The following is a 13166-nucleotide window of genomic DNA, read 5'->3' on the forward strand; positions in this document are numbered from 1 at the left end:
ATATGGTTAATGGTGGGAAATTAATCAATTTCCTCAAAGTCGACGTACTCACCGACCTTTTTCTTTTCTTTGGAGCGAGCTTTTTTAAATGATTTATCAGGTGTTTGGTATGCGTTTTCTGACTTATTGGTAGCGGAATATGGATTGTTAAAACCTGCTCTTTTTTCAAAAGATTTTTGAAAACGTTGCATCGCTTTTTTACCCAGCCAGGCTAGTATAGGTTTACGGAATATCTTAAATAAAATCCTTAAGGCTATTAAGACCATAAGGATGATTAAAAAGGTCTTCATTAGAGTTAAAACGAAATGTTTCTATCAAAAATAAAATATCAGTAGATAGATAGTATTTAATAAATCTTAAATTTGGCTCATAGATATTAATCCATGAACGCAATTATTTATAGAATAAGTATAATTACGGCGCTTTTTGTTACACCTTTTCTATCACAAGCGCAATATACGGAAACAATAAACACAAATAATCCCGGTCTTTCTCAAGGTGCTTATGCTTTGGGTACTGGAGTAGCGCAAGTCGAAGCAAATGTATTTTATCGTACTGAAGAACATGTAATTCAACGTTATGAACGTGACTATTATGGTTTAAATTTTCAATTGCGATACGGTGCCTTTTTTGAAGAACTAGAATTCTCGTATATAGGAAGATTCGCTAGTGTGGAACAAACTCAAATAACCGGATTTGGAAATTCTCAATTCAGTTTTAATAACTTTTCTAGAAGTACTTTGGGTGCAAAGTATATGTTTTTTGATCCTAAACGTGTATTTGGTGAAAAGAAAATCAATCTTTATAGCTATCATGCCAATAATCGTTTGAATTGGAAAGATCTAATTCCTGCACTAGCTATATATGCTGGCGCCAATATTGATTTGAGCGATAATAATTTACTTACTCCACCCAAGGACCCTACCTTCTCTCCCAGAATTGAATTAATCACCCAAAACAATTGGGGTCGATGGGTTTTAGTTACAAATTTTGGAGTAGATCGTCTAGGAACTGATTTTCCTTCATGGCAATGGATCATTACCATGACACATAGTATCAACAACAAATGGGCGTTTTTTGGAGAGTATCAAGGTTTTAAATCAGATTTCTATAGTGACGATCTAGCGCGTGGCGGTGCTACTTACTTGATTAATAAAGACTGGCAGGTCGATAGTAGTGTGACTGTAAACTTTAAAGATACACCTACCGTGTTCCAAGTAAATTTAGGAATGTCCTATAGAATCGACTTTCACAAAGATCCTGAGATAAAACAATCCGGTTCACAAGGTGGGAACAAACGCAAAAAGAAAAACAAGGAAAACAAGCTTAATCTAGAAGAAGACCAAAACCCAGACGGAAGAGGATAAGAATATGATAGAAGTTAAACAGATTTCTTCAAAGAAAGACATTAAAAAATTCGTTCAATTCCAACTGGAATTATACAAGAACAATCCCTACTACATACCACCAATCGTCAAAGACGAAATGGCAAACTTTGATCCAGAGAAAAATCAGGTTTTCAAGAACGCTGATTGCTGGTTATTTCTTGCTTATAAAAATGGACAAATTGTAGGTCGTATCGCTGGCATCATTAATTATATTGAGATTAATGATCAGAAAAAACCTAAAATGAGGTATGGTTGGCTGGATATGATTGATGACATTGAAGTTACAAAAGCGTTAATAAATGCAGTCGAAAAAATTGGCCACAAAAAAAATCTAGAATTTATAGAAGGGCCTGTTGGCTTCTCTAACATGGACAAGGCAGGAATGCTGGTAGAAGGGTTTGAAGAATTAGGCACCATGATAACATGGTACAATCATCCTTACTACATGAAACACATGGAGGCGTTAGGATTCAAAAAAAGTGCGGACTGGATCGAATTCAAATTCACTCCACCCAATCCAGTTCCCGAAAAATTCAACAAGTTTGCTGATATCATCATGCAACGTTACGGCCTTAAACCTCTAGAATTTAAATCGACAAAGGATATTTTACCCTATGTAGACGAGATGTTTGAATTATTGAATAAAACTTATTCGTCATTGGTAACCTATGTGCCTATCCAGCAATATCAAATAGATTTATATAAAGAAAAATACCTGCCTTTTATAAATCCTGATTTTATTAAATGTGTAGTAGACAGCAATGGCAAATTAGTAGCATTTGCTATAACAATGCCTTCATTTTCTAAAGCTTTACAGAAAGCCAAAGGTAAATTATTACCATTCGGATTTATACATTTACTTAGAGCTAAACGAAAAAATAACCGTGCCGCATTTTATCTAATTGGTATTGATCCTGAATATCAAGGAAAAGGAGTAACTGCATTAATATTCAGAAATGTAGCAAAAACTTTCATGGATAATGGGATCACCTTTTGTGAAACAAATCCAGAATTAGAAGATAATATTGCTGTTCAATCTTTATGGAAGAATTACGATCCAGTTTTGCATAAAAGAAGACGTTTATATCGTAAGGACCTGGTGCGATAATTTACAAATGAGTAAGCTTGACCGAACAGATCGTACTAAGAGAATAAACAATGAAGCTTACCTTACAATTAGCAGCAATTTACAATATCCTTTGGGGTTCATGGGTAGTACTTTTTCCTAATCATTTTTTTGAGTTAGTAGGAATGCAACCACTTAATCATCCCATGGTATGGCAAGGAATGGGAATGGTGATAGGTGTTTATGGTCTAGGTTATTGGTGGGCTAGCTACAACCCAATGAAACATTGGCCCATAGTCGCCGTTGGATTTTTAGGTAAAATTTTTGGACCGGTTGGATTCGTATTCAACTATCTACAAGACACAGTACCTTTTGAATTTATTTATACCTTAATTACAAATGACTTTATCTGGTGGATACCATTTTATCTCATACTCAAAAAGGTACATACGGATTATAAATGGAAATTAACCTGATGAAAAAGTTGTCGCTATATCTATTTTCAATTTTTTATGGAATAGCTGGGGTTTTTCATTTTATATTTCCTGAAGTATACCACACAGTGATTCCTTCTTACTTACCCTACCCATCCGCAATTAATTATATATCAGGAACACTAGAAATATTGGTAGCAGTTCTCATATGGATTCCACTTCCTTTGCAGTCTCGTATAAATACTTCAATGCTGCAGTCGCGAAAACTAGCTTCTCAAATCACCATTATAATGCTAGTAGCATTTATTCCTGCTCATATATACTTCATTCAAAATGAAGGATGTGCGGGATCATTTTGTTTACCTAATTGGATAGGTTGGTTAAGACTTGTCATTATCCATCCATTTTTAATCTACTGGGCTTATAAAATAAGAACTATAAAATGATAGAAAACTTACAACTTGCAATCGATTTTGGATTAGTAGTACTTATTTGGATGGTTCAATTATTAATTTATCCTAGCTTTAAGTACTTTACTAATGAATCCTTATCAAAATGGCATGAGATCTACACACGCAACATAACCTTTATAGTTGCTCCTATGATGATTATTCAATTGATTATAAGCATTTATTTAGCCTGGAACGATCTTTCTTTTGTTAATGCCATCTATTTTGCACTAGTTATCCTTACTTGGGTGACAACGATGGTTATTTACGTTCCATTACACAAGAAAATTGATTTACATCCAGATAAAAAGGAGACATGTATTAAACTAACTAAAAAGAATTGGTTAAGAGTCGTTTTATGGACTACAATCTTTCTTTTAATGCATTTAATAAATTAATTATAACACTTCTCAATCGTTTGAAATATAGAAGTGTAGATAATTAACGAATAATTCTGTGAAAAAATTAAACACGAGGTGTAATAAAATCGAATGTTTTACGACTAATTAAATTGTGTAAAAGTCTTACCATTACTAGGCTGAAGATTAGTCAGCAAGTAAGTGAACGGCATGATTTTTGCTACTTATTTAAAGACTGACAAAAGCTGTCAGTTGTTTAACCCTTATAAATCTTTCATTACTACATGAGACAACTCAAAATCACCAAGCAGGTTACAAACCGTGAGTCTAAATCGCTGGATAAGTATCTACAAGACATCTCTAAAATTGATCTTATCACCGCAGAGGAAGAAGTAGAATTAGCTCAGCGCATTAAAAAAGGTGATCAAAGAGCCCTAGAAAGACTGACTACAGCAAACTTACGATTCGTAGTTTCTGTAGCAAAACAGTACCAGAATCAAGGTCTTAAGTTGCCAGATCTAATTAATGAAGGAAACGCCGGACTCGTAAAGGCTGCAAAAAGATTTGATGAGACTCGTGGATTTAAATTTATATCATACGCAGTATGGTGGATCCGTCAGTCTATTCTACAAGCACTAGCAGAGCAGTCACGTATCGTGCGCCTACCATTGAACAAGATCGGTTCTATTAACAAGATTAATAAGGCATTTTCACACCTTGAGCAATTGCACGAGCGTCCACCATCACCTGAAGAACTAGCTAAAGAGCTAGACATGACAGTGAGCGACGTTAAGCAATCTCTTAAAAACGCTGGTCGTCACGTATCCATGGATGCTCCGCTTAAAGAAGGAGAAACATCAAACCTTTACGATGTTGTACGCAGTGGTGAGTCACCTAATCCAGATAAGGAATTATTACACGAGTCGTTAACGTTAGAAATTAAGCGTGCACTTGAAACCTTATCTCAAAAAGAGGCAGATGTTATTTCTCTTTACTTCGGTATAGGAAATCAACAACCTATGAGTCTTGAAGAAATAGGTGAAACTTTTGACTTAACTCGTGAGCGCGTGCGCCAGATTAAAGAAAAAGGTATTAAGAGATTAAGACAAAACTCAAGAAGTAAAATCCTTAAGTCATATTTAGGGTAATCAGTCCCTACTTTTTATTATAACGCCTCGATTTCTCGAGGCGTTTTTGATTTCAGATATTTTTAAACTAGTTTTAGGAATATCTATTGATAAAATTTCTTTTCTTGAAATAAAAACATGAATACTCTGATTATACTCAACCATTCTAAAGAAACCTTTACCTCTTCTGGAATTTCAATGGGAACCGCCATATTCACCTCACTTGCCGTGGTTTGTTCTTGGACTCGCAATAGAAGTATGTTCTGGGCATTTGTAGCAGGAGTTTTGAATATCTTTTACGTGATTTATTGGTTAATGACTCGTACTGAAGAAGAACAGCGAAAAAAGAGATAGAAATGTTATTTCTACCTTAAGTTGTCTATCTCCTTTTCAGAATTCTACTACATTTAAAGAAAAGACAGTTTTATGGATTTTATTTACTCAAGCGACGACCCCATTTGGGAAACTATAGTAAGTAGTGTGGCAATCTTCATTTTGATTATTATAATAACACGAATTGTAGGATTAAGATCATTTGCAAAATTTACTACTTACGACTTTGCCATCACAGTAGCGATAGGTAGTATTGTTTCTTCTACTTTAACCTCATCGACATCAGTTGCTCAAGGCTTTACAGCAATAGCGGCCTTATTATTACTTACTTTAATTGTTTCAATAATCCAAAAACGTAATTCCAAAATAAAAAGCAGTATTTCAAATCAACCTATTCTGTTAATGAAAGGAAAGGAAATTCTTTATGACAATCTTAAAAAAGCTCACGTACATGAAGATCAATTAATAGCAAAATTAAGAGAGGCTAATGTTATCCACCTAGATCAAGTAGTAGCAGTAGTTTTGGAAACAACAGGAGATATCTCAGTATTACACTGTGATGATGCAAGTAATGCAAACTTGCACGATAAAATTTTACAAGGCGTCAAGGATAATTAAAGAGCTTATAAAAAGACAACTAAAAAGACTTAAAGACAAGCATAAAAAAACGCCTCGATTTCTCGAGGCGTTTGTATATTCTGAATAAGTAAACCTTATTTCTTTTTGAATTTTGCGTACTTGTTCTTGAACTTGTCGATACGACCAGCAGTATCGATAAGCTTGCTCTGACCTGTATAAAACGGGTGAGATGTACGAGAGATTTCTAATTTGATTAGTGGATACTCATTTCCATCCACTTCAATAGTTTCTTTAGTATCTGCAGTAGACTTAGTGATAAAGATTTCATCGTTAGACATATCTTTAAATGCTACTAGTCTATAATTATCTGGGTGTATTCCTTTTTGCATGACTATACTTGTTCTTTTTGCGGGTGCAAATTTAAACTTTTTTATTTGTAATACAACATCTTTTAAAAAAATATGTTGCTTGAAACGCAAATATCAGCATTTTTTAGTTTTTCTACTACTTACTAAGAGCTAAAACATGGAAACTTATTTTAAACAAGTTTCTCTTGTACATAACAAAAGTACAGTAACTATCTTTGCCTTAAATAAAATAAATATACATGCTGCCTCCACAAATTAAAAAGATAGGATTATCCTACGGGATTATAGGAGCAATCGTAATGGTTACCACCTATCTTATATTCTGGAAAACAGGTGATTTTCTCAATCCCTTAATAAGTGTATTTGCACATATACTGTGGCCACTGGGCTTTGGTTTTGGCGCGCAAATCCACGCAAAAATCAGTCAGAAAGGTTTTATTCAAACACGTGAAGCAGTCGCAGGTTTTTTCTTGGCAATTTTACTAATTTGCATTGCAGAATCAGCAACCATTTATTTAATTTACACACAAATAGATCCTGAATTACAAAACACGGTGCAAGACGCTGCTATGAAAGTTTATGAAGAGCGTAAGGCAGCAGGGTTGACTATACCAAAACCGCAAAAAATGGATTTAAGTTTTCAAGGGTTCTCCCTTTCTACAGTCATGAAAATATTACTACTGCTGGTTCCTGGAATAATCGTAGGTTTGATTTTAAGAAAAAAACGCCCACAACAGGTTTAAATCGTGAGTAAACAACTGTCCATAGTCATCCCTCTTTTAAATGAAGAGGAATCCTTAGAAGAACTTCATCAATGGATTCTACGCGTCTTGGAACAAACAGATATCACCTACGACATCTGGTTTATTGACGACGGTAGCACTGATAACAGTTGGGATGTGGTGAGTACGCTTTCGCGAAAGCATAACAACACAAACGCCATTAAATTTCTCACTAACTATGGAAAATCACAAGCTCTACACGCAGGGTTTGCTGCTGTAAACGGTGAAGTGGTCATTACAATGGATGCCGATTTACAGGATAGTCCTGAAGAAATCCCGGCATTGTACCAAATGATTACAGAGCAAGGTTTTGATTTAGTAAGTGGTTGGAAAAAGAAACGTTATGACAGTGTTATTGCCAAAAACTTACCTAGTAAATTATTTAATTGGGCTGCAAGAAAAACCAGTGGATTAACCTTGCATGACTTTAACTGCGGTTTAAAGGCTTATCGCCGTGAAGTGGTAAAGAATGTTGATGTTCACGGTGAAATGCACCGATACATTCCCGTTCTTGCTGCAAATGCTGGTTTTAAGAATATTACTGAAAAGATTGTTGTTCATCAAGCTAGGAAATATGGTAGTACCAAATTTGGATATGAAAGATTCATCAATGGCTTTTTGGATCTAATTACCATTGGCTTCTTGTCTAAGTATGGAAAACGCCCCATGCACTTATTCGGTAGTTTAGGTATCGTTATGTTTTTAATTGGTTTTGTAATCGCAGGATATGTAGGCATTTCAAAACTTTACCGATTATACAATGATTTACCCTATAATCTTGTGACTGACAATCCTTGGTTCTTTATTGCGCTTACCGTTATGTTATTAGGTACGTTATTTTTTATTGCAGGTTTTCTAGGAGAGTTGATATTGCGCAGTGGTAACCAAAGCGGCCGTTACTTTATTGAGGAGAAACTAGATCATTAGGAGAATGACCACCATGTAGTTTAACAAACTCTATGTAAGAGTTTAAAAGCTAGCATTGCTACTAATTCCTATCTTTGCAATTCTAATCAATGATTATGAATAAACAAGAAATCTTGAATGTAGCCCAAACTTGGACTCAAGAACCATTTGATAAGGAAACACGTAGTCAAACACAACATCTAATTGATCAAGATATAGCTCAATTAGAAGAGTCATTTTACAAGGACCTTGAATTTGGTACTGGTGGTATGAGAGGAATAATGGGAGTTGGTACAAACCGAATTAATAAGTACACATTAGGAAAAAACACTCAAGGACTTTCTCAATATCTTAAAAAAACATTTCCAGGAGAACAAATAAAAGTGGCTATTGCCTATGATTGCAGGCACAATTCAAAAGAATTAGCTCAAACTGTCTCTCAAGTTTTTAGCGCAAATGGTATTCAAGTTTATTTATTTGAAGAATTGCGCCCTACTCCACTGCTCTCTTACACCGTAAAACGTAAAGATTGTCACGCAGGTATTGTACTCACCGCAAGTCACAATCCGCCAGAATACAACGGTTATAAAGTCTACTGGCAGGACGGCGGACAACTAGTTCCTCCACAGGATAAAGAATTGCTAGAACTCATTAATTCGTTAGAATTTAAAGATATCAACTTTAACGGTGATGATAAACTCATAGAATTATTAACTCCAGAGGATGATAATGCCTTTATTGAAGATAGTATAAAAGCTGCAAAAGTTGCAGGTGATGTAGATCGTAGCCGGGTAAAAATTGTGTTTACCAGTTTACACGGTACCAGCATTACATTAATTCCTGAAACTCTTAAAAGAGCTGGTTACACCGATTTACACGTTGTTAAGGAACAAGCTATACCTAACGGTGATTTCCCTACCGTAAAGTCTCCTAATCCTGAAGAGCCTGAAGCATTACAAATGGCAGTAGAACTTGCCAATAAAATTAATGCTGATATGGTTATAGGAACTGATCCCGATAGTGACCGATTAGGAGTCGCAGTGCGTGATAATGATGGTAACATGGTATTGCTTAATGGTAATCAAACCATGATCACCATGACCGATTTCTTACTTAAAAAAGCTGATCTAAGTTCATTAATTAATCCTTTCATTGGTTCTACCATTGTAAGTACACCGATGATGCATGATTTGGCAATGGCTTATGATGTAGAATGTAAGGAAGGATTAACTGGTTTTAAGTGGATTGCCAAAATGATTAAAGATCATCCAAATCAAGATTTTATAGGTGGTGGAGAAGAAAGTTTTGGATATATGGTAGGTGATTTTGTAAGAGACAAAGATGCTGTAACCGCAGCACTACTAGCCTGTGAAATGTACGCGCAAGCTAAAGCAAATAATTCTACCGTTTACAAGGACTTGATCAAACTTTACCAGCAACATGGTCTTTATCAAGAAAAACTGGTTGCTCTAGTAAAAAAAGGTATATCTGGTGCTGCAGAAATAAAGCAAATGATGATTGACTTAAGAGAACAGCCACCACAAACTATAGCTGGTCAAGAAGTTATCATAACAGAAGACTACTCCAGTAGTATTAGGTACAATAAGCATTTGGATAAAAAAGAAACCATGGAAGTTCCAAAGTCCAATGTGCTTATATTTTATCTAGCAGACGGTACTAAGATAGCAGCCAGACCTAGTGGTACAGAACCTAAGATCAAATTTTATATTTCAACTAAAACTGGATTGTCCAATCCAGAAGATTACAAAGCAACACAGCAACAATTAATTAATAAAATAGACGCTGTACTTAAAGATTTAGACATTCAATAAATGAATTATTTTAAAGAAATTCTGAGGTATGCAAAGCCCTACAAAACCTCAGGAATATTGAATATTACTTTTAATATTCTCTTTGCTCTATTTGGAGCATTGAGCTTTGTATCCTTAATCCCTATGCTAGATGTTTTGTTTGACAAAACACAAGCAATTACCGAAGAACCTGTTTGGACTGGAATTCAAAACGGTATGGACTATCTCAAAGGATACTTAGGATATTATGTAACCACTCAAACTGAAAGTAAAGAACAAGCATTAATAGTTGTTATCGCCCTAGTTCTATCACTTTTCTTCCTTAAAAATCTATTTGGTTATTTAGGAATGTACTTTATTGCCTATTTGAGAAATGGAGTCTTAAAGGATATACGTGATGATTTATACGCAAAAATCATCAATCTGCCTATTTCTTATTTTTCTGAAAAGCGTAAAGGTGATGTAATCGCACGCACAAGTGCCGATGTATTACAAATTCAACATAGTTTTTTGTCGATTCTAGAATTGATTATAAAGGAACCACTTAATATTATTTTCACTTTAATATTAATGATCATCTTAAGTCCACAGCTTACCATTTTTATGATTTTATTCTTACCTGTCTCTGGATTTTTGATTTCTAGATTGGGTAAAAAATTAAAAAACCGTAGTAGTCAAGTACAGCGAGAGCAAGGTTACTTTTTGTCCCTTTTAGAAGAAACCCTAAGTGGTTTGAAAGTAATAAAAGGCTTCAATGCAGAAGAACGCTTACAAGAAACATTTGAGAGTAGTACGCAGCGCATGAATAGATATGCCATCAAGCTCAATCACAGAAAAGGATTGGCTAGTCCAGTGAGTGAGTTTTTAGGAATTCTCATGATTGGAGTATTGCTTTGGTTTGGTGGTAGACTGGTACTCACAGAAGAAAGTATAGATCCCACGACATTTATTGGTTTTATGGCTTTGGCTTACAACATATTAACACCAGCCAAGGCTCTTTCAAAAGCAAGTTATCAAGTAAAAGAAGGTAATGCGGCTGCACAGCGTGTACTTGAAATACTCCATACAAAGAATGAGATTGAAGATAAAGAAGGTGCTGTTGAGATGTCCGCTTTCGCGAAAGCGATACAGCTTAAAAACGTTACGTTTTCATACATTGATGAACCAGTACTTAAAGACTTCAGCCTAGATATCCCAAAGGGAAGTACCGTCGCACTGGTTGGTCAATCTGGCTCTGGTAAAAGCACGATAGCTAACTTACTCACAAGGTTTTACGACATTGAAAATGGCACCATATCTATTGATGAACACGATATTAAAGATGTTAGTTTAAAAAGTCTAAGAGACCAGATGGCATTAGTTACACAAGATTCTATCCTCTTCAATGATACCGTGGCTGCCAATGTCGCGTTGAGTGACAAAAATGCCAGTGAAGAAAGTATTATTGAGGCTTTAAAAATTGCTAATGCTTGGGAATTTGTAAAAGATCTTCCTAATGGTATACACACAAATATTGGTGACAGCGGTGGTAAATTAAGCGGTGGTCAAAAACAGCGTCTTTCTATCGCACGAGCAGTTCTTAAAAACGCTCCTATTCTTATACTAGATGAAGCTACTAGCGCACTAGATACTGAAAGCGAACGACTAGTGCAAGATGCGCTAGAGCGTGTGATGAAAAATAGAACATCAGTAGTTATTGCACACCGACTATCTACTATTCAAAACGCAGATCACATTGTGGTGATGAAGAAAGGGCAAATTGTAGAGCAAGGAACTCATGATGAATTATTATCCAAAAACGGTCTTTATCACACTCTAGTTGAAATGCAAAGTCTGGGATAAATGTCGCTAGTACATAGATTTTCAAAGGACATATCAGGTATTGAATTACCAGATAGGTTTACATTTCCTTTTTATTATAAACCTCATGAACTAGCTAGTATAGCGAGTCAGGAATTACAGGAATACCTGGAAAGTTTTGATAATTGGTTTTTTGATTTAAATCTTGGTCCAAAAAATTATAAACACCATTTGGGTAAAATGTTTGGTGTTTTGGTGGTAAGAGATTCACAAGGAGAGCTGGGCTATTTGAGTGCTTTCTCTGGTGTAATTACAGGTGAACAAGAGAATAACTATTTTGTACCGCTAGTGTATAATATGTTTGAAACTACTGGCAGGTATGCCATTGAATCTAAAGAACTTGCCTTTATCAATGATCGTATTTACCAACTAGAACATGATGAGAAGTTTTTATCTCAAAAAATAAGGTATCAAAAAATTCTAGAAGAAAACGAGGAAAAGATACAGGCTCAAATAGCCAAGCATAAAAAACAAAAGCAAGCTAGAAAAGAATCTAGAAACCTAGCGCTTGGTCAACCTGAAGATCTAGAGGAATTACGCAAAAAGCACCACGATCAGAGCATGAAAGAAAAGTTTCTTTTGAGAGAGTATCGTGCTTATCTAGAGGAAAAAGCAACCAAAGCCGGCTCCATTGTTACAAATCAAGAGAAGGAAATCTCTAGACTTAAATCTTTGCGCAAGGAAAAGTCAAACGATTTACAATCTTTTATTTTTGAACAGTACAACTTTCTGAATGCAAAAGGCGAATCGAGAACGGCATTAGATATCTTTAAAAACGTTCCTCCTTTCTTCCCTCCATCAGGAACTGGTGACTGCTGCGCTCCCAAACTATTACAATACGCTTATTTAAACAAACTAGACCCCATATGCATGGCCGAATTTTGGTATGGGGAATCACCACCATCACAGGTGCGTAAACATGGTAACTTCTACCCAGCCTGTCGTTCAAAATGTGAGCCATTACTCCTGCATATGTTACAAGGTTTACAAGTCGATGAAAATCCCATGTTACAAAACCCAGCAATAGGTAAAGTAATTGACATTTTATATGAAGATAAATACATAGTCGTCATTAACAAACCAGCAGAGTTTTTATCAGTTCGAGGTAAGAATATTTCCGATAGTGTTGAAGAACGTATGAGAGCAAGATATCCTAATGCCACAGGCCCCATGATTTTGCACAGATTGGATATGTCAACATCTGGAATTATGATTATTGCTCTAGATAAAAAAGGACATAAAAGACTGCAAGAGCAGTTTATCACGAGAACTGTGAGTAAAAAATATACTGCGGTTTTAGATGGTATCGTTCAAAAACAAGATGGGTTTATTTCATTACCCTTAAGAGTAGATCTAGACAATAGACCTTACCAACTTGTAGATCCCATTCATGGTAAGAATGCTAGAACAAAATTTGAAGTCATAGAGGTTAAAAACGGATATACCAAAGTAAACTTTTATCCAATAACTGGGCGCACCCATCAATTAAGAGTTCATGCAGCTCATCACGAGGGATTGAACGCACCTATAAAAGGTGATGATCTTTATGGAACAAAACAGGACAGGTTGTACCTACATGCTCAAGAACTCACTATTGTACATCCTTACACAAAAGAAAAAATGACCTTTGAAGCACCTAGTCCTTTTTAATTGTGGAAAAGACTTTGTAAAAGTGATTTTAGTACTCAACCAACTGATGTATTT

At 35.3% G+C, this 13166-nt stretch carries 14 protein-coding genes and 1 pseudogene; 13 read left to right on the forward strand and 2 right to left on the reverse strand.

The window, feature by feature from the left end; all coding sequences use genetic code 11:
* Positions 1 to 20: 20 nt before the first annotated feature.
* Positions 21 to 296, reverse strand: a pseudogene (locus I5168_RS12400) (DUF4834 family protein); the annotation flags it as partial.
* Positions 297 to 383: 87 nt separating this feature from the next.
* On the opposite strand from I5168_RS12400, the gene I5168_RS12405 reads away from it, so the two are divergent.
* The 8 genes from I5168_RS12405 (at position 384) to I5168_RS12440 (ending at position 5774) form a co-directional block, all read left to right on the forward strand.
* Complete coding sequence (locus I5168_RS12405; RefSeq protein ID WP_431471980.1) at positions 384 to 1367, forward strand: transporter; 984 nt, start codon at positions 384 to 386, stop codon at positions 1365 to 1367.
* A gap of 4 nt (positions 1368 to 1371) precedes the next feature.
* Positions 1372 to 2496: a GNAT family N-acetyltransferase gene (locus I5168_RS12410; protein WP_431471981.1), complete on the forward strand. Its 1125-nt coding sequence runs from the start codon at positions 1372 to 1374 to the stop codon at positions 2494 to 2496.
* 50 nt (positions 2497 to 2546) lie between these two features.
* Positions 2547 to 2930 carry a hypothetical protein gene (locus I5168_RS12415; RefSeq protein WP_060522862.1) on the forward strand — a complete coding sequence of 128 codons (384 nt, stop codon included), beginning with the start codon at positions 2547 to 2549 and terminating at the stop codon, positions 2928 to 2930.
* Complete coding sequence (locus I5168_RS12420; protein ID WP_235783961.1) at positions 2930 to 3334, forward strand: DoxX family protein; 405 nt, start codon at positions 2930 to 2932, stop codon at positions 3332 to 3334. Before I5168_RS12415 ends, I5168_RS12420 begins: the two co-directional genes overlap by 1 nt.
* Positions 3331 to 3735, forward strand: a complete 405-nt coding sequence (locus tag I5168_RS12425; RefSeq protein WP_042278211.1) for a hypothetical protein — start codon at positions 3331 to 3333, stop codon at positions 3733 to 3735. Before I5168_RS12420 ends, I5168_RS12425 begins: the two co-directional genes overlap by 4 nt.
* A 245-nt stretch (positions 3736 to 3980) precedes the next feature.
* Complete coding sequence (locus I5168_RS12430) at positions 3981 to 4844, forward strand: sigma-70 family RNA polymerase sigma factor (protein WP_042278208.1); 864 nt, start codon at positions 3981 to 3983, stop codon at positions 4842 to 4844.
* 117 nt (positions 4845 to 4961) lie between these two features.
* A complete protein-coding gene (locus tag I5168_RS12435) occupies positions 4962 to 5177 on the forward strand; it encodes a hypothetical protein (RefSeq protein WP_431471982.1) in 216 nt (71 codons plus the stop codon).
* A 72-nt stretch (positions 5178 to 5249) separates the two neighbouring features.
* Positions 5250 to 5774: a DUF421 domain-containing protein gene (locus I5168_RS12440; RefSeq protein WP_042278205.1), complete on the forward strand. Its 525-nt coding sequence runs from the start codon at positions 5250 to 5252 to the stop codon at positions 5772 to 5774.
* Between the two features lie 95 nt (positions 5775 to 5869).
* On the opposite strand, the gene I5168_RS12445 is transcribed toward I5168_RS12440, so the two are convergent.
* A complete protein-coding gene (locus tag I5168_RS12445; protein WP_042278201.1) occupies positions 5870 to 6124 on the reverse strand; it encodes a type B 50S ribosomal protein L31 in 255 nt (84 codons plus the stop codon).
* 218 nt (positions 6125 to 6342) lie between these two features.
* Here I5168_RS12445 and I5168_RS12450 point away from each other — a divergent pair, with 218 nt between their 5' ends.
* The 5 genes from I5168_RS12450 (at position 6343) to I5168_RS12470 (ending at position 13112) form a co-directional block, all read left to right on the forward strand.
* Entirely contained in the window at positions 6343 to 6846 is a 504-nt protein-coding gene (locus I5168_RS12450; RefSeq protein WP_431471983.1) for a DUF4199 domain-containing protein, read from the forward strand.
* A 3-nt stretch (positions 6847 to 6849) separates the two neighbouring features.
* Complete coding sequence (locus I5168_RS12455; protein WP_431471984.1) at positions 6850 to 7812, forward strand: glycosyltransferase family 2 protein; 963 nt, start codon at positions 6850 to 6852, stop codon at positions 7810 to 7812.
* Between the two features lie 95 nt (positions 7813 to 7907).
* Complete coding sequence (locus tag I5168_RS12460) at positions 7908 to 9623, forward strand: phospho-sugar mutase (protein ID WP_431471985.1); 1716 nt, start codon at positions 7908 to 7910, stop codon at positions 9621 to 9623.
* Positions 9624 to 11444, forward strand: a complete 1821-nt coding sequence (locus I5168_RS12465) for an ABC transporter ATP-binding protein (RefSeq protein WP_431471986.1) — start codon at positions 9624 to 9626, stop codon at positions 11442 to 11444.
* A complete protein-coding gene (locus I5168_RS12470) occupies positions 11445 to 13112 on the forward strand; it encodes a pseudouridine synthase (protein WP_431471987.1) in 1668 nt (555 codons plus the stop codon).
* Positions 13113 to 13166: the final 54 nt, after the last annotated feature.

This window comes from Nonlabens sp. SCSIO 43208, from assembly GCF_050703575.1.
Lineage (GTDB): Bacteria > Bacteroidota > Bacteroidia > Flavobacteriales > Flavobacteriaceae > Nonlabens > Nonlabens tegetincola.

What these genes read in the sequence shown, in the direction of transcription:
- I5168_RS12405 (WP_431471980.1), top strand. Translation starts at nt 384, where the DNA reads ATGAACGCAATTATTTATAGAATAAGTATAATTACGGCGCTTTTTGTT.
- I5168_RS12410 (WP_431471981.1), top strand. Translation starts at nt 1,372, where the DNA reads ATGATAGAAGTTAAACAGATTTCTTCAAAGAAAGACATTAAAAAATTC.
- I5168_RS12415 (WP_060522862.1), top strand. Translation starts at nt 2,547, where the DNA reads ATGAAGCTTACCTTACAATTAGCAGCAATTTACAATATCCTTTGGGGT.
- I5168_RS12420 (WP_235783961.1), top strand. Translation starts at nt 2,930, where the DNA reads ATGAAAAAGTTGTCGCTATATCTATTTTCAATTTTTTATGGAATAGCT.
- I5168_RS12425 (WP_042278211.1), top strand. Translation starts at nt 3,331, where the DNA reads ATGATAGAAAACTTACAACTTGCAATCGATTTTGGATTAGTAGTACTT.
- I5168_RS12430 (WP_042278208.1), top strand. Translation starts at nt 3,981, where the DNA reads ATGAGACAACTCAAAATCACCAAGCAGGTTACAAACCGTGAGTCTAAA.
- I5168_RS12435 (WP_431471982.1), top strand. Translation starts at nt 4,962, where the DNA reads ATGAATACTCTGATTATACTCAACCATTCTAAAGAAACCTTTACCTCT.
- I5168_RS12440 (WP_042278205.1), top strand. Translation starts at nt 5,250, where the DNA reads ATGGATTTTATTTACTCAAGCGACGACCCCATTTGGGAAACTATAGTA.
- I5168_RS12445 (WP_042278201.1), bottom strand. Translation starts at nt 6,124, where the DNA reads ATGCAAAAAGGAATACACCCAGATAATTATAGACTAGTAGCATTTAAA.
- I5168_RS12450 (WP_431471983.1), top strand. Translation starts at nt 6,343, where the DNA reads ATGCTGCCTCCACAAATTAAAAAGATAGGATTATCCTACGGGATTATA.
- I5168_RS12460 (WP_431471985.1), top strand. Translation starts at nt 7,908, where the DNA reads ATGAATAAACAAGAAATCTTGAATGTAGCCCAAACTTGGACTCAAGAA.
- I5168_RS12465 (WP_431471986.1), top strand. Translation starts at nt 9,624, where the DNA reads ATGAATTATTTTAAAGAAATTCTGAGGTATGCAAAGCCCTACAAAACC.
- I5168_RS12470 (WP_431471987.1), top strand. Translation starts at nt 11,445, where the DNA reads ATGTCGCTAGTACATAGATTTTCAAAGGACATATCAGGTATTGAATTA.